This is a genomic window from Tateyamaria omphalii (genome assembly GCF_014651375.1).
Lineage (GTDB): Bacteria > Pseudomonadota > Alphaproteobacteria > Rhodobacterales > Rhodobacteraceae > Tateyamaria > Tateyamaria omphalii.
Window position 1 is genome coordinate 395,584 of record NZ_BMWT01000001.1, and the last position, 24,714, is coordinate 420,297.

Annotated in this window: 23 protein-coding genes; 15 read left to right on the top strand and 8 right to left on the bottom strand. The window is 55.5% G+C overall.

Annotation, left to right across the window (positions count from 1 at the left end; all coding sequences use genetic code 11):
- Positions 1-5 precede the first annotated feature (5 nt).
- From mnmE to IE087_RS01900, 5 genes are read left to right on the top strand one after another with little or no spacing between them, the layout of a single operon-like run.
- Positions 6-1,289, top strand: coding sequence for a tRNA uridine-5-carboxymethylaminomethyl(34) synthesis GTPase MnmE (gene mnmE, locus IE087_RS01880; protein ID WP_189367225.1), 1,284 nt, complete (start codon positions 6-8; stop codon positions 1,287-1,289).
- Positions 1,290-1,302: 13 nt separating this feature from the next.
- Positions 1,303-3,162 carry a tRNA uridine-5-carboxymethylaminomethyl(34) synthesis enzyme MnmG gene (gene mnmG, locus IE087_RS01885; protein ID WP_189367226.1) on the top strand — a complete coding sequence of 620 codons (1,860 nt, stop codon included), beginning with the start codon at positions 1,303-1,305 and terminating at the stop codon, positions 3,160-3,162.
- Positions 3,159-3,770, top strand: coding sequence for a 16S rRNA (guanine(527)-N(7))-methyltransferase RsmG (gene rsmG, locus IE087_RS01890; protein WP_308425413.1), 612 nt, complete (start codon positions 3,159-3,161; stop codon positions 3,768-3,770). The genes mnmG and rsmG overlap by 4 nt, the downstream gene beginning before the upstream one ends.
- On the top strand, positions 3,763-4,572 hold the full coding sequence (locus tag IE087_RS01895) for a ParA family protein (protein ID WP_229801279.1): 810 nt from the start codon (positions 3,763-3,765) through the stop codon (positions 4,570-4,572). Before rsmG ends, IE087_RS01895 begins: the two co-directional genes overlap by 8 nt.
- 1 nt (position 4,573) lies before the next feature.
- The gene (locus IE087_RS01900; RefSeq protein WP_189367227.1) at positions 4,574-5,467 is read left to right on the top strand and encodes a ParB/RepB/Spo0J family partition protein; all 894 of its coding nucleotides are present in this window, start codon (positions 4,574-4,576) and stop codon (positions 5,465-5,467) included.
- Here the strand turns inward: IE087_RS01900 and hemW are convergent.
- From hemW to rph, 3 genes are read right to left on the bottom strand one after another with little or no spacing between them, the layout of a single operon-like run.
- The gene (gene hemW / locus IE087_RS01905) at positions 5,464-6,609 is read right to left on the bottom strand and encodes a radical SAM family heme chaperone HemW (protein WP_189367228.1); all 1,146 of its coding nucleotides are present in this window, start codon (positions 6,607-6,609) and stop codon (positions 5,464-5,466) included. The two genes, IE087_RS01900 and hemW, sit on opposite strands and share 4 nt — an antisense overlap.
- Entirely contained in the window at positions 6,602-7,213 is a 612-nt protein-coding gene (rdgB, locus tag IE087_RS01910) for an RdgB/HAM1 family non-canonical purine NTP pyrophosphatase (RefSeq protein WP_189367229.1), read from the bottom strand. The genes hemW and rdgB overlap by 8 nt, the downstream gene beginning before the upstream one ends.
- Entirely contained in the window at positions 7,210-7,923 is a 714-nt protein-coding gene (rph, locus tag IE087_RS01915; RefSeq protein WP_189367230.1) for a ribonuclease PH, read from the bottom strand. The genes rdgB and rph overlap by 4 nt, the downstream gene beginning before the upstream one ends.
- Positions 7,924-8,023: 100 nt before the next feature.
- Between rph and hrcA the strand changes: the two genes are divergently transcribed.
- Both hrcA and IE087_RS01925 read left to right on the top strand, forming a co-directional pair.
- Positions 8,024-9,094: a heat-inducible transcriptional repressor HrcA gene (gene hrcA / locus IE087_RS01920; RefSeq protein WP_189367231.1), complete on the top strand. Its 1,071-nt coding sequence runs from the start codon at positions 8,024-8,026 to the stop codon at positions 9,092-9,094.
- A 3-nt stretch (positions 9,095-9,097) separates the two neighbouring features.
- Entirely contained in the window at positions 9,098-9,661 is a 564-nt protein-coding gene (locus IE087_RS01925; protein ID WP_189367232.1) for a nucleotide exchange factor GrpE, read from the top strand.
- Between the two features lie 34 nt (positions 9,662-9,695).
- Here IE087_RS01925 and mutS read toward each other — a convergent pair whose 3' ends face one another.
- Entirely contained in the window at positions 9,696-12,326 is a 2,631-nt protein-coding gene (mutS, locus tag IE087_RS01930) for a DNA mismatch repair protein MutS (RefSeq protein WP_189368306.1), read from the bottom strand.
- A 121-nt stretch (positions 12,327-12,447) separates the two neighbouring features.
- Between mutS and IE087_RS01935 the strand changes: the two genes are divergently transcribed.
- Positions 12,448-14,703: an NADP-dependent malic enzyme gene (locus IE087_RS01935; protein WP_189367233.1), complete on the top strand. Its 2,256-nt coding sequence runs from the start codon at positions 12,448-12,450 to the stop codon at positions 14,701-14,703.
- The gene (locus IE087_RS01940) at positions 14,703-15,578 is read left to right on the top strand and encodes a ribokinase (protein WP_189367234.1); all 876 of its coding nucleotides are present in this window, start codon (positions 14,703-14,705) and stop codon (positions 15,576-15,578) included. The genes IE087_RS01935 and IE087_RS01940 overlap by 1 nt, the downstream gene beginning before the upstream one ends.
- Here the strand turns inward: IE087_RS01940 and msrA are convergent.
- A complete protein-coding gene (gene msrA / locus IE087_RS01945) occupies positions 15,575-16,234 on the bottom strand; it encodes a peptide-methionine (S)-S-oxide reductase MsrA (protein WP_189367235.1) in 660 nt (219 codons plus the stop codon). The genes IE087_RS01940 and msrA overlap by 4 nt on opposite strands.
- Positions 16,235-16,362: 128 nt before the next feature.
- Here msrA and IE087_RS01950 point away from each other — a divergent pair, with 128 nt between their 5' ends.
- The gene (locus IE087_RS01950; RefSeq protein WP_444545917.1) at positions 16,363-17,061 is read left to right on the top strand and encodes a sulfotransferase-like domain-containing protein; all 699 of its coding nucleotides are present in this window, start codon (positions 16,363-16,365) and stop codon (positions 17,059-17,061) included.
- Here the strand turns inward: IE087_RS01950 and IE087_RS01955 are convergent.
- Entirely contained in the window at positions 17,054-18,271 is a 1,218-nt protein-coding gene (locus tag IE087_RS01955) for an argininosuccinate synthase (protein ID WP_189367236.1), read from the bottom strand. The genes IE087_RS01950 and IE087_RS01955 overlap by 8 nt on opposite strands.
- 117 nt (positions 18,272-18,388) lie before the next feature.
- Here IE087_RS01955 and ilvA point away from each other — a divergent pair, with 117 nt between their 5' ends.
- Positions 18,389-19,615 carry a threonine ammonia-lyase IlvA gene (gene ilvA, locus IE087_RS01960; protein ID WP_189367237.1) on the top strand — a complete coding sequence of 409 codons (1,227 nt, stop codon included), beginning with the start codon at positions 18,389-18,391 and terminating at the stop codon, positions 19,613-19,615.
- On the opposite strand, the gene IE087_RS01965 is transcribed toward ilvA, so the two are convergent.
- Positions 19,612-19,944 (bottom strand): Hpt domain-containing protein, encoded by a 333-nt coding sequence (locus IE087_RS01965; protein WP_189367238.1) that lies wholly within the window; start codon positions 19,942-19,944, stop codon positions 19,612-19,614. The genes ilvA and IE087_RS01965 overlap by 4 nt on opposite strands.
- A gap of 149 nt (positions 19,945-20,093) precedes the next feature.
- Between IE087_RS01965 and IE087_RS01970 the strand changes: the two genes are divergently transcribed.
- On the top strand, positions 20,094-21,377 hold the full coding sequence (locus IE087_RS01970; RefSeq protein WP_189367239.1) for a PP2C family protein-serine/threonine phosphatase: 1,284 nt from the start codon (positions 20,094-20,096) through the stop codon (positions 21,375-21,377).
- Here the strand turns inward: IE087_RS01970 and IE087_RS01975 are convergent.
- On the bottom strand, positions 21,365-21,802 hold the full coding sequence (locus IE087_RS01975; protein ID WP_189367240.1) for an NUDIX hydrolase: 438 nt from the start codon (positions 21,800-21,802) through the stop codon (positions 21,365-21,367). The genes IE087_RS01970 and IE087_RS01975 overlap by 13 nt on opposite strands.
- Positions 21,803-21,878: 76 nt before the next feature.
- Between IE087_RS01975 and hslO the strand changes: the two genes are divergently transcribed.
- Genes hslO through IE087_RS01990 form a run of 3 tightly spaced genes read left to right on the top strand, consistent with a single transcriptional unit; the run spans position 21,879 to position 24,602 of the window.
- Complete coding sequence (gene hslO / locus IE087_RS01980; RefSeq protein ID WP_189367241.1) at positions 21,879-22,865, top strand: Hsp33 family molecular chaperone HslO; 987 nt, start codon at positions 21,879-21,881, stop codon at positions 22,863-22,865.
- Positions 22,858-23,457: a CoA pyrophosphatase gene (locus IE087_RS01985; RefSeq protein ID WP_229801229.1), complete on the top strand. Its 600-nt coding sequence runs from the start codon at positions 22,858-22,860 to the stop codon at positions 23,455-23,457. Before hslO ends, IE087_RS01985 begins: the two co-directional genes overlap by 8 nt.
- Positions 23,430-24,602: a CCA tRNA nucleotidyltransferase gene (locus IE087_RS01990; protein WP_189367243.1), complete on the top strand. Its 1,173-nt coding sequence runs from the start codon at positions 23,430-23,432 to the stop codon at positions 24,600-24,602. Before IE087_RS01985 ends, IE087_RS01990 begins: the two co-directional genes overlap by 28 nt.
- The last annotated feature ends 112 nt before the right edge of the window (positions 24,603-24,714 follow it).

Here is a 24,714-nt window from a genome sequence, read left to right on the forward strand (position 1 = left end):
AGGGGATGGATACAGTCTTTGCCCTTGCCACGGCGCAGGGTCGTGCGGGCGTTGCCGTCGTCCGTATTTCAGGGTGCGAAGCCAAGTCTTGCGCGGAAAAACTGTGCGGATCACTTCCAGAAGCCCGTAGGGCTGCCACGCGAATTCTACGCGATGACGCGGGCGGAATGCTCGATCACGCATTGATCCTCGTTTTTGATGGCCCGGAAAGCTTTACGGGTGAGGATGTGGTCGAGTTTCATCTACACGGAAGCATTGCCGTGATCTCGGCTGTTTTGCGTGAACTAGCCAAAAGTAACGCTCGAATGGCTGAACCAGGCGAATTCACGCGTCGGGCGCTCGAAAACAACAAGATGGATCTTGCGCAAGTCGAGGGTCTTGGTGATCTGATCGAGGCGGAAACTGAAGCACAACGACAACAAGCCTTGCGCACCGTATCGGGTGAGTTGGGTCAACGGATTGAAAGTTGGCGCAGCAAGTTGATCCGGGCCGCGGCGTTGATCGAGGTAACAATAGACTTTGCCGATGGAGAAGTTCCGGTAGACGTTACACCGGAGGTTCAAAGCCTTTTGTCGGACGTGATGCAGGACGTTTCGGATCAGTTGAGTGGGTTTAACTCGGCGGAAAGAATTCGGACTGGTTTTGAAGTTGCGATCGTTGGTGCGCCAAATGCAGGAAAGTCTACTCTGCTAAATGCCCTTGCTCGTCGTGATGCTGCTATCACTTCCGAAGTTGCAGGTACGACAAGAGATATCATTGAAGTCCGCATGGACCTTGGTGGACTGCCTGTCACTTTGCTGGATACAGCAGGGCTGCGGGAGTCTGATGATCAGATTGAGGCAGAAGGGGTCTCCAGAGCGATTTCGCGCGCGAATTCTGCGCAGTTGCGTATCTTTCTTGTGGAACCGGGAGAGCGTTTAAGTGTTCCGGTTGTGGAAGGTGACGTCGTTCTTGCCCCGAAGGCAGATGAAAGAAACGACAACGTGCCTGCAATTTCAGGCCTTACTGGACAGGGCGTTGACCAACTTGTTTCGGATATAACCGCCGCTTTGTATGAGCGAACACAAGATGCCGGACTGCTCACGCACGAACGGCACAGAGCGTCAATGTCGAACGCTTCATCGACTTTATCGTCTGCGTCAAACATGGTTGGTGCGGGGCCAGAGCACTATGATATTGCGGCAGAGGAAATCAGGGCTGCGATTCGATCTCTGGAGGCAGTTGTCGGCCGGGTAGATGTAGAAAACCTGCTAGACGAAATATTCTCCAGTTTTTGCCTGGGTAAGTAATGGAGTGTTTCACGTGAAACATTTTGATGTGGTTGTTATCGGCGGTGGACATGCGGGGACAGAGGCTGCCCATGCCTCTGCAAGAATGGGCGCTTCGACTGCGTTGATCACCATGAAAGTCTCGGGAATTGGTGTGATGTCATGCAACCCAGCGATTGGCGGCCTGGGGAAAGGTCACCTTGTTCGTGAAATTGATGCAATGGATGGCGTTATGGGGCGTGTTGCTGACGCCTCAGGGATTCAGTTTCGTTTATTGAATCGTCGTAAAGGTCCGGCAGTGCAAGGCCCACGCACACAGTCTGATCGCGCTGTGTATCAGGACACCATGCTTCGTTTGATGCAGACAACCCAAAACCTTACAATCATAGAAGGTGAGGTTGTTGATCTGAAAATGAAGGGGGATGTTGTTGAAGGGGTTTGTTTGGCCGACGGATCGGAAGTTTCAGCAACTACCGTGATCCTGACAACAGGAACATTCCTGCGCGGTACGATCCACATTGGTGACACTTCGTACGACGGCGGTCGAATGGGTGATGATGCCTCCGTTCCGCTAGCTGACCGGATTGATGGCTTTGATCTGCCGACCGGTCGATTGAAAACGGGTACGCCGCCACGACTGGATTCGCGAACGATCAACTGGGAAGGGCTGGATCAACAAGGCGCGGATGATGATCCTTCGCTCTTTTCTTTCATGTCAGAGCGAGCGCCACTGCGCCAGATTTCCTGTGGTATAACACACACCAACACCAAAACGCATGATATCATACAGAAGAACCTCCACAGATCTGCCATGTACGGTGGCCATATCGACGGCGTCGGCCCAAGGTACTGTCCGTCCATCGAAGACAAGGTAGTGCGTTTTGCCGACAAGGACTCACACCAGGTGTTTCTTGAGCCTGAGGGGCTAAACGACCATACAATTTACCCAAACGGAATCTCTACGTCTTTGCCGTCTGAGATACAGGCTGAGTATGTTCATTCGATGACTGGGCTTGAGAATGCAAAAATTCTTCAGCCAGGATATGCGATTGAATATGACTATGTTGATCCCAGGGCGTTGAATGCGGATTTGTCGGTCCGTGATGTGCCGGGCTTGTTTTTGGCCGGGCAAATCAACGGAACCACCGGATATGAGGAGGCAGCCGCTCAGGGCTTGGTTGCTGGCCTTAATGCAGTGAGACGAGTGAGGGGCGAAGCGCCTGTATATTTCCGCCGCGACCAAAGTTACATCGGTGTGATGATTGACGACCTTACGACGCGCGGCGTTGCCGAACCATATAGAATGTTCACGTCTCGGGCTGAGTTTCGACTTTCTCTTCGCGCTGACAATGCCGACCAACGCTTGACTGAGTTTGGTCGGGATCTGGGATGCGTTTCGGATGAGCGCATGTCAGTGTTCGCCCGCAAGAATGAGAGGCTTTCTGCTGCCAAGGAATGTTTATGCGCGTCGGAATTCACGCCAAAGGAAATCGCCGCACAAGGCATTCGCATCAATCAGGATGGTACCAAGCGCACGCCGTTCCAAGTGTTGGCATTTCCGGATGTGACATTCGAACAGGTTGGGGGCCTTGTTCCTGAAGCGCTGCAGTTTTCTAAAGAAATCCAGGAACAAATCGCTCGTGATGCGCTCTATGCAAACTACATCGCTCGTCAGCGGAAAGATGTTGAGAAACTGCGTAAGGATGAATTGTTGCAAATCCCGGCAGATTTCAAATACTCGGAGATTTCGGGTCTGTCCTCTGAGTTGCAAAGCAAGCTCAATCGTGTTCGACCCTCAGACTTGGCGCAAGCGGCGCGTATTGATGGTATGACACCCGCCGCGCTCGCGCTTGTTCTTGGCCGTATCAGGTATCTGGAAAAGAAGCTTGCATGATGGACCTTCCGGATTGGTGGGAAACGAGTGTTTCACGTGAAACATTCGACAAACTTGAAACCTATGCCGATCTGATCCGAAAGTGGACGCCAAGAATCAATTTGGTATCGAAGTCGACACTTTCCGATTTGGAGACCCGTCATATCTGGGACTCCGCTCAGGTGTACATTCCACGATCCGGACTTTGGGCGGATCTGGGAAGCGGTGGGGGGCTTCCCGGGGTTGTTGTTGCAATTCTTGCACAGGGAAATGGACTAAGCACATCCTTCACGCTGGTCGAAAGCGATCAAAGAAAGTCGACTTTCTTGCGCACTTGCGCACGTGAACTTGAATTGCCCATAAAAATTATGGCGTGCCGCATTGAGGCGGTTGAGGCGCTGAATGCTCAAACCATTTCCGCACGAGCGCTGGCGCCTTTGGATTCGCTTTTGTCTTTGGCCTTACCACACCTCACTCAGGACGGAATTTGCCTCTTCCAGAAGGGTGCGCAATGGCAGGATGAAGTTGTTGCTGCAAAGCAAAACTGGCGGTTTTCTTATGAAGCGATGCCAAGTAAAACAAATGCCGAAGCAGTTGTCCTCAAAATCAAGGATATTTCGCGTGTCTGATCCGACGCGCCCGTCCGGGCCCAAGATTATTTCCGTCGCCAATCAAAAAGGGGGGGTGGGCAAAACAACCACCGCCATAAACTTGGCCGCGGCACTTGTTGAGATTGGGAATCGTGTGCTTGTCGTTGATCTCGACCCGCAAGGCAACGCATCTACCGGTCTTGGGATCGAAATGGAGGATCGTGAGCATACGACATACGATCTTCTATTGGATGACATCCCACTAAAAGACGTCATTCTTGCCACGGACATCGATGATCTTGCCATTGTTCCAGCCACGGTCGACCTGAGCTCAGCAGATATTGAGTTGATTTCGAACGAGAAGCGCAGCTTTCTCTTGCATGATGCGTTACGGCAGACGGCCATGGACGCGTATGGGTTTGACTTCATCCTGATTGATTGCCCGCCGTCTCTGAATCTTTTGACTGTCAATGCAATGATTGCGTCGGATTCTGTCCTTGTTCCGCTTCAGAGTGAATTCTTTGCTTTGGAGGGCTTATCGCAACTGATGCTAACGGTTCGAGAAGTGCGGCAAACGGGCAATCCGAATCTACGGATCGAAGGCGTCGTGCTGACAATGCATGATGCGCGGAACAACCTTTCGCAGCAGGTGGAACAAGATGCTCGGGACAATCTGGGCGATATCGTTTTCAAGACGCGTATCCCGCGCAATGTCCGTGTGAGTGAGGCACCGTCCTTTGCGATGCCGGTTTTGTCTTATGACGCCACCTCAAAAGGGGCGGTAGCCTACCGTGACCTGGCTAAAGAGCTGGTCGCCAATAACGCAGCAGTGGGAGCCTGACATGGCAAGCAACGACAAGAAACGTGGTTTGGGGCGCGGGCTTTCTGCATTGATGGCAGATGTTGCGGAACCTGCTTCAACAAGCACCACATCCGGTGTCGCAGGCGAGCAACGCATCCCGATTGAAAAGATCAGGCCAAACCCTGACCAGCCACGGCGTCAATTTGATGTCGGGCCATTGGAGGATCTTGTAGCGTCGATCAAGGAAAAGGGTGTCCTCCAGCCCTTGATTGTCCGGCCAGCCGGGGACGAGTACGAAATCGTCGCTGGTGAGAGGCGCTGGCGAGCGGCGCAACAAGCACAGCTTCATGACCTTCCTGTTCTGGTGCGTGATTTCTCGGATACAGAAGTCCTGGAAGTGGCGATCATCGAAAACATCCAGCGTGCGGACTTAAACCCGATCGAAGAAGCAGCTGGGTACAAGCAACTGATGGACCGTTTCGGCCATACACAAGAGAAGATGGCCGAGGCGTTGGGCAAATCGCGCAGCCACATTGCGAACCTTTTGCGTCTGCTGCAGCTTCCCGATGACATTCAAACCTTCGTCGTTGAGGGGAAGTTAAGTGCTGGACATGCGCGAGCGTTGATCACTGCAGATGATCCCAGTGCGCTTGCGAGAAAAGTGATCGCCGGAGAGCTTTCCGTTCGGGCAACCGAAGCACTGGTTAAGAAAGCATCGGAAGATGTGGGCGATAACATCTTCAAAGGATCACCCAAACCCAAGGCACCAGCCAAAGATGCTGACACACGCGCGCTTGAAGATGATCTTTCTGCAGCTACAGGTGTCAAAGTGTCTCTGACGCACAAGCCGGATGGTGAATCCGGCACGCTGACACTGCAATACGAGAGTTTGGACCAGCTTGACGACCTGTGCCGACGACTGAGTTCCAGCTAGTCGTTCAAGAGGCTACGTAATACGGCGTTCAACAGGCTAAACCCTTGATTTGTAACGAATAAGTTCCGACCTTTTTGCGTAACGAGACCTAGATCGGCAAGCTCTTTTATCTTGGTGTCGTCCACGGATCGATTGGCGAGCCGAGTGTACCGATCCAGGTCGACACCTTCCGTCAAACGAAGGCCCATCATCAGGAATTCAACGGCTTGATCCGCGCCTGATAGTGCCTCTTCCTGCGTCCTATCGTTATCAAGCAACCAAGCTGTTGGCATTCGCAGTTGTTCTGTCGCGTGCCGCTGACCTTGCAATGTCAGTCGCCCATGTGCTCCGGGCCCAATCCCGGCATAATCACCGTACCGCCAATAAATCAGATTGTGCCGAGATTCCGCACCGTCCTTCGCATGGTTCGACACTTCGTATCGCGGCATCCCGAATTCGGCGCACACATCTTGCGTCAGGGCATACATGTCAGCCGACAAGTCATCGTTTGGCAAACCACTCAGCTTTCCGCGTTTGTAACGATCGCCAAATGCTGTGCCTGGTTCAATCGTAAGCTGGTACAAAGACACGTGATCCAACCCCAGGGCTAAAGCTGTCCATAACTCTGATTTCCACTGGGTTAGAGACTGATTTTGGCGCCCGTACATCAGGTCAAGGCTAACTCGATCAAAGGTCGAGCGAGCGATATCAAATGCGGCCAGTCCCTCGGCCGCTGTGTGTAAACGCCCCAATGCAAGCAAATCAGGATCATTCAGCGCCTGGATGCCCATGGATACTCGGTTGATACCGGCAGATCGAAACGCAGTGAACTTGTGTGCCTCAACCGATGTCGGATTCGCTTCGAGCGTGACCTCAACATCATTCGCCATTGGCCACGTTTTTGCGATGGCATCAATGACGGCTTCGATGGTTTTCGGCGCCATCAGGCTGGGTGTGCCCCCACCAAAAAAAACTGACCGTAAAACGCGACCTTTGGTCAGGGTGCCGACACGTTCAACCTCGGATACGAGGGCATTGCGCCAGGCATCGTGATCCACGGATTGAGTTACATGGCTGTTGAAATCGCAATACGGGCACTTGGCCGCACAAAACGGCCAATGAACGTACAGGCCAAAGCCACCCGCTTCCCAATCCTCAGCCAAAGCAGCCTACGATCAACTTCTTGAAGCTGTCCGCCCGATGACTGATGGCATTCTTTTCGTCCGAAGGCATCTCGGCAAAGGTGCGATCATATCCGATGGGCTGGAACATCGGGTCGTACCCATGGCCAAGTTGACCACGCACCGGCCAAACCAGCGTACCTTCAACCGTCCCGGCAAACACTTCCTCGTGCCCATCCGGCCATGCCAGAACAAGGGTAGAGCAGAACCGCGCCGTCCACGGTTGTGCGGCCCCGCGCTCCATCAGCTCGGAATGGGTACGTGTCATGGCCATCATAAAATCACGGCCATTTGGCGTTTCTGCCCAATCTGCCGTGTAGACGCCTGGCGCGCCATCAAGACCATCAACCTGAATGCCGGAATCATCGGCAAGCGCAGGCAAACCAGTCGCCTGTACAGCTGCAACCGTCTTGATCCGCGCATTGCCAACGAACGTGGTTTCCGTTTCCTCGGGTTCAGGAAGCTTCATTTCTGCCGCACCAACAACTGTCACCCCGAAAGGTTGGAACAGCTGTTCCATCTCTTCCAGCTTACCCGCGTTGTGAGTCGCAACCAGAATGCGGTCACCTTCAAACCGTCGAGTCATGCGGTTGCGCTTTGTTGCATGGCCACCAATTCACTGACGCCTTTGTCGGCAAGATCCATCAGCGCATTCATCTGATCGCGGCTAAAGGTGGCGCCCTCAGCACTCATTTGGACTTCGATCAGTTGCTTGTCACCGGTCATGATAAAGTTACCGTCGACGCCCGCTTCGCTGTCTTCCGGGTAATCAAGGTCAAGCACAGGTTGACCAGCATAGATACCGCAGCTGACGGCTGCGACGGGGGATACCAGTGGATCGGTTACCACATCTCCGGCCTTCATCAACTTGTTCACGGCCAAACGCAGCGCCACCCAGCCACCTGTAATGGAGGCGCATCGTGTGCCCCCATCAGCTTGCAGCACGTCACAATCCACGGTGATCTGGCGTTCGCCCAATGCCACGCGATCCACGCCTGCCCGAAGGGATCTGCCGATAAGCCTTTGAATTTCTACGGTTCGGCCACCTTGTTTGCCCGAGGCTGCTTCCCGGCGCATCCGCGTGTTGGTCGCGCGCGGCAGCATGCCGTACTCCGCAGTAACCCAGCCAAGACCGGATCCCTTGATGAACGGAGGAACGCGATCCTCGATTGTCGCAGTGCACAGTACATGCGTGTCGCCCACCTTGATCAGGGCCGACCCTTCGGCGTGTTTTGTAAAGCCAGTTTCGATGGAAACGGACCGCATTTCGCTCAGTTCTCGACCGGAGGGGCGCATGTGATTTCCTTATTTCGTGTGTGAAAGGGGGATAGCCTTGGGTCGTGCCCACTGGCAACCCCGATTGACCTTTGAAACCTGCGCCCTTTAATACCAATCGATGACGGATACACAGAAACTTCTGGACGAAATGAACGATCGCTCGCGCGAAGTGTTTCGTCGCGTGGTCGAAGGATACTTGGATTCCGGTGATCCGGTGGGATCGCGTACTCTTACGCGTGACTTCAGTGAAAAGGTCAGTGCGGCGACCATCCGCAATGTGATGCAAGACCTCGAATTCATGGGTCTGCTAAACAGTCCCCACATCAGCGCCGGTCGGATCCCCACACAGCTGGGTTTGCGCATGTTTGTCGATGGGTTGTTGGAGGTTGGAGTCCCCGACGACTCCGACAAGGAAAAGATTGACGCCACGCTTGGTTCGAACGAGCGTGATGTCAGCGGTTTGCTGGATCGCGTCGGCTCTGCTTTGTCCGGCGTCACCCATGGTGCATCACTGGTTCTGACCCCAAAACACGAAGCGGAAATCAAGCATCTGGATTTCGTGCCATTGGGTCCCGAACAGGCGTTGGTTGTGCTTGTGTTCGCGGATGGGCACGTTGAGAACCGCTTGTTTCAGCCACCGCCCGGACAAACGCCATCTTCGATGCGCGAGGCGGCCAATTTCCTGAATGCAATGATCGAAGGTCGAACGCTGAGTGAAGTGAAGACGATCGTTCAAAACGAGATCAAGGATCGCAGGCAAGAAATCGATGCGCTGTCGCGTGCCCTGGTCGAAAGTGGATGGGCAACCTGGGAGGGGGAGGGTGATACACCGGAACGCTTGATCGTTCGCGGTCGATCTAACCTCCTCGACGAATCGACACAAGCCGAGGACTTGGAGCGTATCCGAACGTTGTTTGACGACCTTGAACGCAAACGGGACATCGCTGAATTTCTGGACTTGACCCAAGACGGCGACGGTGTGCGCATTTTTATTGGCTCAGAGAACAAACTTTTCTCACTTTCGGGTTCCTCTTTGGTGGTTTCCCCATATATGAACGCGGATCGAAAGATTATCGGAGCGGTTGGGGTCATCGGACCCACGCGGCTGAATTATGGCCGGATCGTTCCGATTGTGGATTACACAGCCCAGCTGGTCGGGCGGATGCTGACCGACCGCAATGAAAGGTGAAACATGGCTGAGCCCAAGAACGACGATTTTCTTGACGACATCGATATCGCCGCTGAAGAAGAATATGCCGAAGAGATGGCCGAAATTGATGATGAAGCGCTTGAGCTTGATCAGTTGCGTGCCGAACGGGATGAACTGAAAGATCGGTTCATGCGTGCGCTGGCAGATGCCGAAAATGCGCGCAAACGCTCGGATAAGGATCGGCGCGAGGCCGAGAACTATGGCGGATCGAAACTGGCGCGCGACATGCTGCCCGTCTACGACAACATGAAGCGTGCGCTGGAATCGGCAACCGAAGAGCAGCGTGAAGTGTCTGCGGCGCTGTTGGAAGGCGTAGAGTTGACGATGCGCGAGCTGCTCAATGTGTTCAAGAAGCACGGAATCGAGCGGATTTCGCCCGAGGTTGGCGACACTTTTGATCCTCAGCATCACCAAGCCATGTTCGAAGCACCCGTGCCCGGCACTAAAGCGGGTGAGATCATCCAGGTTTCGGCCGAAGGGTTCATGCTGCATGACCGTCTACTGCGTCCGGCCCAAGTCGGTGTGTCTTCCACGCCCGCAAGCTGACGTTCTAACTCTCTGATAAATGGAAAAGACGCGGTCAGGATTTGGCCGCGTCTTTCAATTTGTAGATGATGTCGAGCGCTTCCCGCGGAGTCAGCTCGTCTGGATGAACACCCTCAAGCATGTCTAACGCGGGCGAATTCACCGTTTTCGCAGGCTGTGGTGCTGGCGTTGCAGAAAACAGAGGTAAATCGTCGATCAGCGTTTTCTGGGTTGCACCACCCTCTCGCTCACCACTTTCCAATGCATCCAGAACGACGCGCGCACGGGCAATCACTGCTGCCGGCAATCCGGCGAGTTGGGCGACCTGAACACCGTAGGATCGATCAGCCGCGCCACGCTTCACTTCGTGCAGGAAAATGACCTCGCCATCCCATTCCTTGACCGAAACAGTCGCGTTTTCAACGCCGTTGAGTTTCCCGGCGAGTGCCGTCATCTCATGATAGTGCGTGGCAAACAGCGCCCGCGACTTGTTCACATCGTGCAGGTGTTCAAGTGTCGCCCAAGCAATCGACAAGCCATCATACGTGGCCGTTCCGCGCCCAATCTCGTCGAGAATAACAAGTGCACGATCATCCGCTTGGTTCAGAATGGCCGCCGTCTCCACCATCTCGACCATGAAGGTTGACCGCCCTCGCGCCAGATCGTCAGATGCGCCTACACGGCTGAAAATCTGACTGACCAGACCGATATGCGCGGATCGAGCAGGGACAAAACTGCCCATCTGGGCAAGGATAGCGATAAGTGCATTCTGCCGGAGGAATGTCGATTTACCCGACATGTTTGGTCCGGTCAGAAGCCAAACAGCGGCACCATCCTCGGCATTCAATTCGCAGTCGTTGGCGATGAAAGGTGACCCACCTTGCTGTGACAGGGCATGTTCGACAACAGGGTGACGTCCTCCATCAATCTCGAATGCCCGCGAGCTATCAAGATTTGGCTTGCACCAGTTTTTTGATGTGGCGAGATCGGCAAGCGCCGTTGCCAAATCGATTTCGGCCAAGGCGCGAGCCGTTTGGCTGATTTGCGCCGCCTGATCCAGAACAAGCGATTTCAGACCTTCGTAGAGACGTTTTTCGATCTCGAGCGCGCGACCGCCGGCGTTCAGGACGCGGGTTTCCAAGTCAGAAAGCTCCACTGTCGTGAAGCGCACTTGATTTGCTGTTGTTTGGCGGTGGATGAACGTCTCGTTGAGTGGGGGAGACATCATCTTGTCCGCATGGGTCGCCGTAACCTCGATGAAGTATCCAAGCACATTGTTGTGCTTGATCTTCAGCGATTGGACGCCGCATTGCGCGGCATAGTCCTGCTGCATTTTTGCGATGACAGACCGTCCTTCATCGCGCAGCTGCCGCGCCTCGTCCAACTCTTCATCGCAGCCGGTTGCGATGAAACCGCCATCGCGGGGGAGGAGCGGTGGATCAGCTACAAGATCGTTTTCCAAGCGACCAATCAGATCTTCATGGCCTGCCAAATCCTTGAATGCACTTGCCAGAAGTGGTGGCAAATCATCGGGTTGTGTATCGAACAAGGTTTGTGCCTGTCCCAAGCCGTTTCGTAGGGCGGCCAGATCACGTGGGCCCCCTCGATCCAAAGACAGCCGCGAGAGCGCGCGATCCATATCCGGTACCCGCTTCAACGAATCCTTGGTTGCTTGGGTGAAACCGCTGTTTTCAACGCTGAATGCTACCGAATCCAGGCGGTCCGAAATTGTCTCCAACACGCGGGAAGGAGAGGCAAGACGTCTTTCCAGCAAGCGCGCGCCAGCCGAGGTGACAGTTTGATCAATGACGGACAGCAATGACCCACTGCGCCCACCGGACAAGGCAGACGTCAGTTCAAGATTGCGACGGGTCGCGGCATCGATCTGCACAGTTCGCGCCTGAACTTCTTGCCGTGGCGGGCGGAGCAGCGGCAACTTACCCTTCTGCGTGATCTCAAGATATTCGACCAACGCGCCCATTGCGCCGACTTCGGCCCGTGCGAAGGTTCCAAACGCATCCAGTGTCTGTACATTGAACAGTCCACCCAAGCGATCCGCTCCGGCTGAGCTGTCAAAGGCTGCACCGCCGAGTGTTGTGACGGAAATGCCGAAGTCCTCGACCAAAGGACGCAATTCGGCTTCCTTCGCATCGGTGACAATCAGTTCAGAAGGGGCTAGACGCGCTAATTCAGGCCCCAACAGGGTTAAATCGAGCGACATGACGGAAAATGCGCCCGTCGAAATATCGACCCAAGCCAGAGCGCCTTGACCTCGCACATCCGCGAAGGCCGCCAAGAAGTTGTGTCGTCGTGCCTCAAGCAACGTATCTTCGGTCAGTGTTCCAGGTGTCACCAGCCGCACGACATCACGTTTCACAACAGACTTGGACCCGCGCTTTTTGGCTTCAGCGGGACTCTCCATTTGTTCGCAGACGGCAACGCGGAACCCCTTGCGGATCAACGTCAGTAGATACCCTTCGGCGGAGTGCACCGGCACGCCGCACATCGGGATGTCTGCACCATCATGCTTGCCACGTTTGGTCAGCGCGATGTCCAACGCCTCGGCCGCTGCGACGGCGTCGTCAAAGAACATCTCGTAAAAATCGCCCATCCGATAAAACAAGAGCGCACCGGGATGCGCTGCCTTGATCTCGAGATATTGCGCCATCATCGGCGTGACTGACATGACATCCCCCTGTTCGTCGCGTGACATTACAAACGGTGTGACCCGAGGAAAAGCCAAAGTCGATTGAGGCGCGCCATCCGGCAGGTTAAGACGCCATGGTGCCACGGGAGGACAGCCGCACATGAGCAAGACAAAGGTCACGCCGGAAGACGCATTGGCGTTCCACATGGAACCCACACCCGGCAAATTCGAGATCCAGGCCACCGTGCCCATGACGACCCAAAGGGATCTGAGCCTTGCTTACAGCCCAGGCGTTGCAGTGCCGTGCGAGGCCATCGCTGAAAATCCGGAGACAGCTTACGACTATACGAACAAGGGCAACCTTGTTGCGGTGATTTCGAACGGCACCGCCGTGTTGGGCCTGGGCAATCTGGGTGCGCTGGGTTCGAAACCGGTGATGGAAGGGAAAGCGGTTCTGTTCAAGCGCTTTGCCGATGTGAATTCCATCGATATCGAACTGGACACAGAAGACCCCGATGCCTTCTGCCAGGCGGTCAAACTGATGGGCCCAACCTTCGGCGGCATCAACCTCGAAGACATCAAGGCGCCGGAATGCTTCATCATCGAACAGCGCCTGAAGGAAGAGATGGATATCCCGGTCTTCCACGATGATCAGCATGGCACAGCGGTGATCTGTGCGGCCGGGTTGATCAATGCACTCCATATCTCGGGTAAGAAGATCGAGGATGTGAAGATTGTTCTGAACGGGGCAGGTGCTGCCGGGATTGCCTGCATTGAGCTGCTGAAATCCATGGGCGCGCGGCACGAGAACTGCATCGTTTGCGACACCAAGGGCGTCATCTACCAAGGTCGGACCGAGGGGATGAACCAATGGAAGTCAGCCCACGCAGTTAAAACTGAGTTGCGCACGCTGGAAAGCGCCATGAATGGCGCAGATGTGTTTCTGGGTGTGTCCGTCAAAGGGGCGGTGACTCCGGCGATGGTTGAAAGCATGGCGGATAATCCGGTCATCTTTGCCATGGCCAATCCCGATCCCGAGATCACGCCGGAAGAGGCGCACGAAGTGCGCATGGATGCCATTGTCGCCACTGGGCGCAGTGACTATCCGAACCAGGTGAACAACGTGCTTGGCTTCCCGTACTTGTTCCGCGGTGCCTTGGACATTAACGCCCGTGCCATCAATGACGAGATGAAGATTGCCTGCGCACATGCTCTGGCCGCTTTGGCGCGGGAGGATGTACCGGACGAAGTTGCGCTTGCGTATGGCAAATCGTTGTCGTTCGGGCGTGACTACATCATCCCGACCCCTTTCGACCCGCGCTTAATCCACCGCATTCCACCTGCTGTTGCCAAAGCTGGGATGGATACAGGTGCGGCTCGCCGTCCGATCATCGACATGGAAGCCTATGAGCTCAGTCTTAAGTCGCGGATGGATCCGACGGCCAGTATTCTGACGGGTATCAACGCTCGGGCGCGTGCGGCACAAGCACGCATGATCTTTGCCGAAGGCGACGATCCAAGGGTGTTGCGCGCTGCGGTCATGTATCAGCGCAATGGATTTGGCAAAGCGCTTGTCGTTGGGCGACAGGATGACGTGAAAGAAAAGCTCGAGAAGGCGGGTCTTGGGGACGCTGTGCGCGAACTGGAAGTGGTGAACGCGGCCAACATCTCCCATCTCGATGCATACAAGTCCCACCTTTATGACCGCTTGAATCGACGTGGGTTTGATCGCCAGGATATTCACCGGCTTGCGGCCCGAGATCGTCACGTGTTTGCAGCCCTGATGCTTGCGCACGGGCATGGGGATGGGATCGTGACCGGTGCGACACGTAAATCTGCGCACGTTCTTGACCGGATCGGTCATGTCTTTGACGTGCACCCAAAGAGCAAAACGGCAGGCATCACGGCGCTCGTCCATAAAGGCCGCATCGTGTTCATTGCGGATACGCTTGTGCACGAATGGCCGGACGAAGAGGATCTGGCCGACATCGCAGAGCAGGCAGCCGTGGTCGCCCGCAACATGGGGCTGGAACCACGTGTTGCTTTCGTCAGCTTCTCGACCTTTGGGTACCCGGTGTCGGAGCGCGCCGAAAAGATGCACAAGGCACCGGTAGTGCTTGATCAGCGCGGTGTGGATTTCGAGTATGAAGGCGAGATGACCGTTGATGTTGCCCTAAATACGCAGGCGCAAGCGGCTTACCCGTTCTCGCGTTTGACCGGACCGGCCAACATTCTTGTCGTTCCGGCGCGCCACTCGGCCAGCATCTCGGTCAAGCTGATGCAGGAAATGGGTGGTGCGACCGTGATTGGCCCGATCCTTGCCGGGGTGGGTGGATCCATCCAGATCTGTTCGTCGGTATCCACGGCCAATGATATTCTGAACATGGCCGTGCTGGCTGCGTGCAAGGTGGGCTGATGGCGGTCTGGAATCTTGGCTCGATCAACATCGACAACGTCTATCGCGTGCCGCACCTGCCCGCACCCGGAGAGACATTGGGTGCGAGTGATTACAGTCAAGGCCTAGGTGGCAAGGGCGCCAACATGTCTGTTGCCATTGCCCGTGCTGCGGCGCGGGTTGCACATATCGGTGCGGTTGGTGTGGATGGGAAATGGGCTGTTGAACGTCTGCTGGAATACGGCGTCGACACGCGCCGGATCGAGGTGCTGAACGATACTTCAACCGGTCATGCAAATATTGCCGTTGCTGACGATGGTGAAAACCAGATCGTGCTGTTTGCAGGCTCTAACAAGGCGATGACAGATGAAGTGATCGGCGGTGCGCTGGCCGAAGCTTCACCCGGCGATATGTTCCTGACCCAGAACGAAACCAATGGCCAGCGCGTTGGGGCAGAGATGGCAAAGCGGTTGGGGTTGAAGGTCGTGTACGCCGCTGCGCCATTTGATGCGCTGGCCGTGCAACAGGTGCTCTCCTTTGTTGATCTGCTTGTGTTGAACGAGGTTGAAGCCGAACAGCTTGAGGCGAACCTGGACAAGCCTCTCACTGCGCTGGGCGTGGACGATATCGTTGTTACTCTGGGCGCGGATGGGTGCAGATGGCTGAATGCGGAAGGTGAAGAAACGCACGTCCCGGCCATTCCTGTGGACCCGATCGACACCACCGGGGCCGGGGACACGTTTACAGGTTACCTGGTGGCTGGTCTGGATCGCGGTATGCCGATCCGGCAAGCACTTGATCTTGCCACGCGGGCGGGCGCCCTCATGGTGACGCGCCTTGGCACCGCCGATGTCATCCCCGATCTGAAAGAGATCGAGGATGCAAAACTCGGTTAGCTTCCAGCGAATGGGGCGGCGTCACCCCACAGCTGCTTGACCTGTGCATCACGGCCGCATGCTTCGCGATAGGCTTTGTAGGCATTTGCCTTGGACTTTGGCCCAAAGCGCGTGAGGATCAGCCCCGACTGTTTGTAGTAGTCCTGATGATAGCCATCTGCCGGGTAGAATTCAGCTGAACCCAAGATCGGCGTTACGATTGTTTGGCCTAGCTCGGCCTGTGCTTCGGCTTTGGCGGCCTCGGCCGCTGCTGTTTGGCCGGGTGTTGCAAAGATGGCGGTCCGATACGTGTCGCCGCGGTCGCAGAACTGCCCACCCGCATCCGTAGGATCAACCGAGCGGAAGAACAGATCGTATAGTGTCGCCGCGGACACTTTGGCTGGGTCATAGGTGATTTGCACTGCTTCGTAGTGGCCGGTGCCACCTTTGACGACCTGTTTGTAGGACGGGTTGGCGACAGTACCGCCGGCAAAACCTGATACGGCTTCCGTGACACCGTTGACCTTCTCAAAATCGGCTTCAACGCACCAGAAACAGCCGCCAGCCACGGTGATCGTTTCCAATTGTTGAGCGTGGCCGCCTTTTGATTGTGCAAGCAACCCGAGCGCAATCATCAGACTAAGAGATACAGTTTTGAACGTGCGAAGCGTTGTCATGGCATGTCTCCTCTTTGGGGATAGACTTACCTCACTGCTTAATACTCTCAACTCACAGGACAGAGAGGTCGCGCAAGCGTGAGGTTGTTTACCAAAAGGTCAAACCGACCTAGCCTTGCGGAATGACGATACGCATTGCCATGTGGTCCGGTCCACGCAACCTGTCGACTGCCATGATGTACAGCTTCGCCGCACGCGGTGATTGCCGGGTGGTGGATGAACCGTTTTATGCCGCATATCTGGATCAGAACGGAGTTGATCACCCGATGCGTGACGCGGTGCTTGCATCACAGGACCGCTGTCCCGCTCAGGTTACAAAAAGGCTGATTTCGCCTGTGTTAGAGCCTGTATTTTATCAAAAGCATATGACTCATCACATGATGTCGGATTGGAATGATGCGTGGATGACAGCCGTTCAACATGTGTTTCTGATCCGCCACCCCGCGCGCGTGGTGGCCAGTTATGCGCGCAAACGCGAGGCACCCGTTCTTGATGATCTGGGGTTCGCTCAGCAGAGCCGAATTTTTGATCAGGTCGGCGGCGGAGTAGTTGTGGATTCAAGCGACATTCGCGCCAATCCAAGCGATATGTTGCCGAAGCTTTGTAACAAGATCGGTGTGCCCTGGACCGAAAACATGCTGTCCTGGCCTGCCGGGGGTCACTCGGCGGACGGCATTTGGGCCGCGCATTGGTACAATGCCGTGCATGCCTCAACCGGATTTGATGGTCCGGAGGGGCCTTTGCCGGTGTTGGACGGTGCCTATGCTGATTTGGTAAACGCGGCGATGCCCCATTACGAGGCGCTCGCCGCGCACAAGATCACTTGAGCCGACGCTCACGTGCGGCCAACAATTTCAGACGCAAGGCGTTCAGTTGGATGAAGCCTGCAGCGTCCTTCTGGTCATATGCGCCTGCATCGTCTTCGAAGGTCACGTGCGCCTCTGAATAGAGCGAGTGATCTGACCACCGTCCAACGGTACGCGCCAGACCTTTATAAAGCTTCAGGCGAACGGTGCCCGTTACATGTTCCTGGCTCTTGTCGATCAGGGCTTGCAGCATTTCACGCTCGGGCGAGAACCAGAAGCCGTTATAGATCAACTCGGCATAGCGTGGCATCAGCTCATCCTTGAGGTGCGCGGCACCCCGATCCAATGTGATCTGTTCGATCCCGCGATGCGCTTCCAGCAGGATTGTGCCGCCGGGTGTCTCGTAAATTCCGCGCGACTTCATGCCCACGAAGCGGCCTTCAACCAGGTCCAGACGACCGATGCCGTGCTTGCCACCCAACTCGTTTAGTTTGGTCAGCACAGTGGCCGGAGACATCATTTCCCCATTGACAGAGACTGCATCGCCCTTCTCGAAGCCTACTTCGATGTATTCGGGCGTGTCCGGCGCATCTTCGGGGTTCACGGTGCGCTGATAGACATAGTCGGGCGCATTCTCTGCCGGATCTTCCAGCACTTTGCCTTCGGACGAGGTGTGCAACAGGTTGGCATCTACGCTGAACGGCGCCTCGCCGCGCTTGTCCTTGGCGATGGGTATCTGGTTCTTTTCGGCGAAGTCGATCAGCTTGGTGCGGCTGGACAGATCCCATTCACGCCACGGGGCAATGACCTTGATGTCGGGGTTCAGGGCATAGGCGGCCAGTTCGAAGCGAACCTGATCATTGCCCTTGCCGGTCGCGCCGTGTGCAACGGCGTCGGCACCTTCGGCAGCAGCAATTTCGACCAGCCGTTTCGAAATCAGCGGACGCGCTATGGATGTGCCCAAAAGGTATAGCCCTTCGTACAGCGCGTTCGCACGGAACATTGGGAAAACGAAGTCGCGCACGAACTCTTCTCGGACATCTTCGATGTAGATGGCCGAAGCACCCATCATTTCTGCCTTAGCGCGGGCAGGTTCCAGTTCCTCGCCCTGACCCAGATCGGCGGTGAAGGTCACAACTTCACAGCCGTATTCGGTCTGCAACCATTTCAGGATGATCGAAGTATCAAGGCCGCCGGAATAGGCCAGCACAACTTTCTTGGGTGCGCTCATCGTCTGTCTTCCCTTGCAAGAGTTGCGTGCCGATAGCTGTTTTGCGGCACAGGGGCAAGATTGACCCGTCCTGTCCACGCCGCTACGTCAGTGAGATTGCGGCAAAGGGGTTAAGACATGAGCTTTCAGGACGATGCACGCGCCAGTGCCGCCGCGATGCGTGCGGTTTTTCCGGCGACGCCCCTGTTGCGGAACGAAGTGCTGTCTGGACGCTTCGGGGCAGATGTTTGGCTGAAGCGCGAAGATCTAAGTCCGGTCCGGTCTTACAAATTGCGTGGCGCATTCAATGCGATGCGAAAGGTGATGCGGGACGACGCCGTCTTTGTCTGTGCAAGCGCCGGCAATCACGCGCAGGGTGTCGCCTTCATGTGCAAGCATTTCGGGGTGCGGGGCGTCATCTTCATGCCTGTTACAACACCCCAGCAGAAAATCATGAAAACTCAGATGTTTGGCGGTGATCATGTCGAAGTGCGCCTGACCGGTGACTACTTTGATGACACACTTGCCTCGGCTCAGGCGTTTTGCCTCAAGGCAGGCGCGCATTTTTTGTCACCCTTCGACGATGAGGACGTCATTGAAGGGCAGGCATCCGTAGCGGTTGAGATTGAGGAACAGCTGGGTCGCGTGCCAGATCACATGATATTGCCCGTAGGAGGCGGCGGATTGTCCGCCGGTACGCGCAGTTTCTTTGAAGATCGCGTTGCTTACACTTTTGTTGAACCTTCTGGTGCGCCATCCTTGGCCAAGGCGCTCGCCATCGGTCATCCGGTCGATGTCTCACCGATAAACAATTTTGTGGACGGGGCAGCAGTTGCGACCATCGGTGTACGTACTTTCGAACGTTTAAAATCTGTGGAAGCTGCAGATGTCATTGATATTCCGGAAGATCGAATTTGCACGACGATTATCGACATGCTGAATGTCGAAGGGATCGTTTTGGAACCGGCCGGAGCTTTGGCTATCGAAGCGCTGGGCGATGTTGCAGACAATATTTCTGGCAAGACCGTGGTTTGCGTGACCTCAGGTGGAAACTTCGACTTTGAGCGCTTGCCCGAAGTAAAGGAACGTGCGCAGCGATACTCGGGCGTCAAGAAGTACTTCATTCTCCGAATGCCGCAGCGTCCCGGTGCGCTGAAAGACTTCTTGAACATATTGGGTCCGGATGACGACATTGCCCGGTTTGAGTATCTCAAGAAATCCGCTCGAAACTTCGGGTCCGTACTGATCGGTATAGAAACAAGACGACCGGAGAATTTTGATCGCTTCTTGGCCGAGCTTGATGCCGGCGGCTTTACCTATACCGACATTACAAATGACGAAACATTAGCTCAATTTGTGATCTAGGCGGTTGGGGGTGATGCCAATCCGTCAGTAAAGGCTGTTTTCGACGCGTCGAAGCTGTCCACGATGGCCGAAACATCCACTTCTGCCGCTTTCCCCCTGGCCGACATTGCCTCACCTTTGTGGCACAAAATCGAAAAGTCAGTGAATCCGAGATTCAATGCGCTGCCTTTGAGCGCGTGCAGGTCATCTTCGAGCCGGGATAAATCGGGCCCGGCGCGCAGACCGTCGATGATTTCGGTCACTTCTTCAATAAAAAGCGGTACAACTTCTTCGAAATCGTCTTCCCCGATTTCAGCACGTAAGGTGGTAACACGGTCCCAATCAATCATGGCTGCCTCCAAGATTAGCCCACGCTTTTGATCATGCAGACCCTTAAGGAAAGGTGACCGTTAAAGGTTTAGGCAATCAGCCGTAGCGCTTCATGGGGTGTTAAGCGGCTCTGATTATCAAGCGGTTATGCAGTTGGAAGAAGCAGCAGATGACCGTTGAGCTGATCCAGCAGGAGGTGCCTCCTGCACCTGAAGATACCGATGCGCCGCGACGGGTGTTGATCGTTGATGACAGCCGTTTGCAACGCAAGATTCTGTCCAGTTCGGTCAAGCGTTGGGGATTCGAAGTTCACGAAGCCGGGTCCGCCGAAGAAGCGATTGAGATTTGTAAGCATACACTGCCCGATCTAGTGCTAAGCGACTGGATGATGCCGGGCATGAATGGGCTGGAATTCTGCGACGCTTTCCGAAGGTTGAGCCAAGACAGATATGGCTACTTCATCCTGTTGACGTCGAAGAGTGAAAAGGCCGAGATCGCAATGGGTCTTGAGGCGGGGGCCGATGACTTTGTCACCAAACCGGTCGATGCAAACGAATTGCGCGCACGCATCGCTGCAGGCGAGCGCATTCTGCATATGCAGCGCGAACTGACCGAAAAAAACCGTCTAATCACCGATACTTTGGACGAGCTGCAGCGTGTGTACGATTCGCTCGACAGCGATTTGCAGGAAGCCAAAAAGCTCCAACAGTCTCTTGTGCGCGAGCGGCACAAGTCATTTGAAACGGGCGACTTGAGCCTGATGTTGCGTTCCAGCGGTCACGTTGGAGGTGATCTGGTAGGGTTCTTCCCCGCACAGGCGGGGCATCTAGGCCTGTTCTCGATAGATGTATCGGGGCATGGTATCAGTTCGGCTTTGATGACCGCCCGGCTCGCAGGTTACTTGTCTGCGGCAGCGCCCGACCAGAATGTAGCGTTGCAGCGGTGTGATGATGGAACATATGAATTCCTGCCCCCGGAAAATGTCATTGAAACGCTAAACGATCTTGTCCTGGATGAGATGGAGACTGAGCATTATTTCACTCTATTACTGGCGGATGTGGATTTGAGCACCGGGCATGTTCGTATGGCACAGGCAGGACATCCACATCCTGCGATCCAACGACGAGACGGTTCCATTGAACAAGACGGCCCAGGTGGATTTCCTGTTGGATTGATGTCGGGAATTTCGTTCACACAATTTGAAGCCAAATTGTTTCCGGGCGACCGCATCCTTCTGTTGTCCGACGGCGTTACGGAGTGTCCGAACCAAAAAGGTGACATGCTGCAAGAATCGGGCTTGGAGGATATGTTGCAAGATCTATCGGACGTAACAGGCCCTGCATTCTTTGAAGCATTGCTTTGGCGGCTAACGGATTTTGCTGGCGAGGCAACGTTCCCGGACGACGTATCCGGAATACTCTTTGAGTATCGTGGCGCAGATCAGCTGAAGTAACGCTTAAGGAACATGCGATCCCCATCGTTGTATACCGCATCGATGGCGGTTTCGGGAGTCATCCAAGCAACCGTGTGATCGGGCTCAACAGGTTCATTTAAGCGTATCACGGGGCGTGCGACGAACACGTGGCAGACTTTTTCAGCCCACAGATCGTACTCGGGCATGAAGGTGAATCGTCGAAATGCGCCCAGCCTGCGAGGTGACGTAATCCGCCACCCGGTTTCCTCATAAACTTCGCGATGCAGGGCCTGTATAGCGCTTTCGCCCGGATCGATGCCGCCACCCGGCAACTGGAATTCTCGTTCTGGGGTGTTCTGCAAAGTCAACAAAAGCGATGCGCCGCGCGGCAGGACGGCATAGGCGCCGGGTCTGATCGTGTACCTGTGCTTCGGGTCGGGCTGCTGGCCAAATCGTCGGATCATGCGCCCCCCTTTCAGTTTTTGCTCGCTGCCTTATATAGTCGCGATATGCCAATGACTGGCGCCAAAGGAAACCCCAATGACACTCGGTTCGCAACTCGCGTGGGACGATACCGTCCTGCCATTCCAACTTGATGCTTCCGACATTCGCGGACGCGTTGCGCGTCTGGACGGAGTGTTGGATGGCATCCTGAAACAACACGATTACCCTGCACAGGTCGAAGCGCTGGTCGCAGAGATGGCTTTGCTGACCGCATTGATCGGCCAGACGATCAAGCTGCGTTGGAAGCTGTCGCTGCAAGTCCAGTCCAAAGGACCGGTTCGCATGATCGCGACCGACTATTATGGGCCCGAGAAAGAAGGCGACATTGCCCGAATCCGTGCCTATGCCAGCTTTGATCGTGACCGTCTGACCGATGGTGCGCCATTTGATCAGGTGGGTGAGGGATACTTTGCGATCATGATCGATCAAGGGACCGGAATGACGCCCTATCAGGGCATTACGCCTCTGGATGGTGCTTCGCTTGCCGCCTGTGCCGAAACGTATTTTGCCCAATCCGAACAGTTGCCAACGCGCTTCCAGTTGAGCTTTGGCAAGTCGACGGAACCGGGTGCGCCTGAACACTGGCGCGCGGGCGGCGTCATGCTGCAGCACATGCCCAAGGCTTCGCCCTTTGCCGCGACGACCGAGGGAAATGGTGATGTACTGCGATCTGATGATCTGCTGGAGGGTGACGAGTCTGAGAACTGGAATCGTGTAAATATCCTTTTGGACACGGTCGAAGAGATGGAGTTGATTGGCCCGCAATTGGCGCCGAACGATCTTCTTCTGCGCCTATTCCACGAGGAAACGCTACGTGTCTTTGACACGCAGCCTGTCCGGTTTGGATGCACTTGCTCTGAGGATCGCGTGCGCCAAAGCCTGTCCATCTACTCGGCCCGAGATATCGAGAAGATGACCACCGATGACGGTCGCGTCACTGCAGACTGCCAATTCTGTGGCGCGCACTACGATCTGGACCCGACCACAGTGGGATTCGAAGCGGAAACCCAGGGCGGTGCCTGATCTTCTAGATCAAACACGTGCGGCGCTTGAGCACTCAGGCGCCGCATCTTCGGATTTCGATCTGAACAAGGGTATCGCATTGCCGCCCGGTCGAAAGTTGCGCCCTGCGGCTGTTCTGGCCCCGATCATTGAAGGGCAAAACGGATACGAGTTGATCCTGACCAAACGGTCTTCGGCCTTGAAACATCATCCGGGGCAGATCGCCTTTCCGGGGGGCAAACGTGACGAAGGTGATCGGGACCTGATTGAAACCGCACTTCGGGAAGCGCGTGAAGAGATTGGGTTGCTGGATCGCAACGTGGATGTGCTTGGAACCTTTGCCCCGCACGAGACGGTGACATCGTTCAACGTGACCCCGGTCGTTGCCCTTGTGAAGGACGAATTCGAGGTCAGACCGGAAGCGGGTGAAGTGTCCGAGGTGTTTCGCGTTCCTCTGGCCCATGTGCTTACGCCTGAAAATTATGTTGTGGAAGCCCGCCATTGGCGCGGTCAAAAGCGCATGTACTACACAGTCCCTTACGGCCCCTATTACATCTGGGGCGCAACCGCGCGTATATTGCGGGCATGGACGGACCTTCTGCCATACAGCTAGACCCAGAAACGGGGTTCCTGAACGACCCGGCGGCACAAGCGCTTTGTGTTGCATTGGAGAACGGTGGCCACCGCGCCTATTTCGTTGGTGGCTGTGTGCGCAATGCGGTGATGGGCGTTCCGATCTCGGACATCGATATCGCAACGGATGCCGTGCCGGATCAGGTTATGGGCCTGTCCAAAGGAGCCGGGTTTCGCGCCGTTCCCACGGGCATCGACCATGGCACAATCACGGTCGTGGTCCAGGATCAGCCATTCGAAGTGACAACTTTTCGACGCGATGTGGAGACAGACGGGCGCCGGGCCGTTATCGCATTCTCGACCGACCTGACAGAAGATGCGCGCCGACGCGATTTTACCATGAATGCGCTATACGCAGATCGCCATGGTCAGATTTCTGACCCGGTGTGTGGTTTGCAGGACGCCTATGATGGGCGTGTTCGGTTCATTGAGAATGCAGCACAGCGCATTCGCGAAGATTATTTGCGCACGCTTCGCTTTTTTCGCTTCAGCGCGCAATACGCCCCCGCAGATGCTGCCTGGGATGCTGACGCGCTGTCAGGCATCGCCGATAACCTGGAGGGCCTCGAGAGCTTGTCGGCTGAACGGGTTGGATCCGAGATGCTGAAACTGCTGGGTGCGCCTGATCCTGCTCCGGCCTTGTCGGTCATGCGGCAAACAGGTGTTCTGGCGCGAATTCTACCGGGGTCTGATCCCACTTTTGTGGGCCCCTTGGTTCATCTGGAGCAGCTGGTGAAAGCCCCGATTGATCCCATTGCACGCCTCGTGGCTTTGGGTGGTTCAGAAGTGCAAGAGCGCCTGCGTTTATCCCGGCGTAATCAACGTCATCTCGATTCGATCCGCGCATTGTCCACCATGACAGGCAGCGCAAAAGTGGTGGGCCATATCGGTGGTTTGGACGCGGGTCGGGGCGCGTTTCTGCTTCGGTCCGCCTATGGAAACGCCTCTGTTACGCCTGCGCAAATCGATGATATTGCAACTGGCGCGGGTACTGTTTTTCCGATTTCCGCCAGTGATTTACCGCATCTCAGCGGTCCTGCGCTGGGCGCTGAACTTAAAGCGTTGAAACGGGTCTGGCTCGATTCTGACTTATCAAAATCAAAACATGACCTGTTGCACCCGTGACAATTCACAGACCGGACGCTATGTCATGTAAGAACCTGATGGAGTGCAAGATGGTACTAGGAACCTGGAACGACGCCTGATCGTCGCTGACTGTCCTTCGTGACGCGCCGGG

Coding starts and splice junctions, on each gene's coding strand:
- IE087_RS01935 (WP_189367233.1), top strand. CDS start 12,448: ATGAGCAAGACAAAGGTCACGCCGGAAGACGCATTGGCGTTCCACATG.
- IE087_RS01955 (WP_189367236.1), bottom strand. CDS start 18,271: ATGAGCGCACCCAAGAAAGTTGTGCTGGCCTATTCCGGCGGCCTTGAT.
- rsmG (WP_308425413.1), top strand. CDS start 3,159: ATGATGGACCTTCCGGATTGGTGGGAAACGAGTGTTTCACGTGAAACA.
- IE087_RS01970 (WP_189367239.1), top strand. CDS start 20,094: ATGACCGTTGAGCTGATCCAGCAGGAGGTGCCTCCTGCACCTGAAGAT.
- msrA (WP_189367235.1), bottom strand. CDS start 16,234: ATGACAACGCTTCGCACGTTCAAAACTGTATCTCTTAGTCTGATGATT.
- mnmE (WP_189367225.1), top strand. CDS start 6: ATGGATACAGTCTTTGCCCTTGCCACGGCGCAGGGTCGTGCGGGCGTT.
- IE087_RS01900 (WP_189367227.1), top strand. CDS start 4,574: ATGGCAAGCAACGACAAGAAACGTGGTTTGGGGCGCGGGCTTTCTGCA.
- rdgB (WP_189367229.1), bottom strand. CDS start 7,213: ATGACTCGACGGTTTGAAGGTGACCGCATTCTGGTTGCGACTCACAAC.
- ilvA (WP_189367237.1), top strand. CDS start 18,389: ATGAGCTTTCAGGACGATGCACGCGCCAGTGCCGCCGCGATGCGTGCG.
- hslO (WP_189367241.1), top strand. CDS start 21,879: ATGACACTCGGTTCGCAACTCGCGTGGGACGATACCGTCCTGCCATTC.
- mutS (WP_189368306.1), bottom strand. CDS start 12,326: ATGTCAGTCACGCCGATGATGGCGCAATATCTCGAGATCAAGGCAGCG.
- IE087_RS01990 (WP_189367243.1), top strand. CDS start 23,430: ATGGACGGACCTTCTGCCATACAGCTAGACCCAGAAACGGGGTTCCTG.
- IE087_RS01965 (WP_189367238.1), bottom strand. CDS start 19,944: ATGATTGATTGGGACCGTGTTACCACCTTACGTGCTGAAATCGGGGAA.
- IE087_RS01940 (WP_189367234.1), top strand. CDS start 14,703: ATGGCGGTCTGGAATCTTGGCTCGATCAACATCGACAACGTCTATCGC.
- IE087_RS01975 (WP_189367240.1), bottom strand. CDS start 21,802: ATGATCCGACGATTTGGCCAGCAGCCCGACCCGAAGCACAGGTACACG.
- hrcA (WP_189367231.1), top strand. CDS start 8,024: ATGACGGATACACAGAAACTTCTGGACGAAATGAACGATCGCTCGCGC.
- IE087_RS01925 (WP_189367232.1), top strand. CDS start 9,098: ATGGCTGAGCCCAAGAACGACGATTTTCTTGACGACATCGATATCGCC.
- rph (WP_189367230.1), bottom strand. CDS start 7,923: ATGCGCCCCTCCGGTCGAGAACTGAGCGAAATGCGGTCCGTTTCCATC.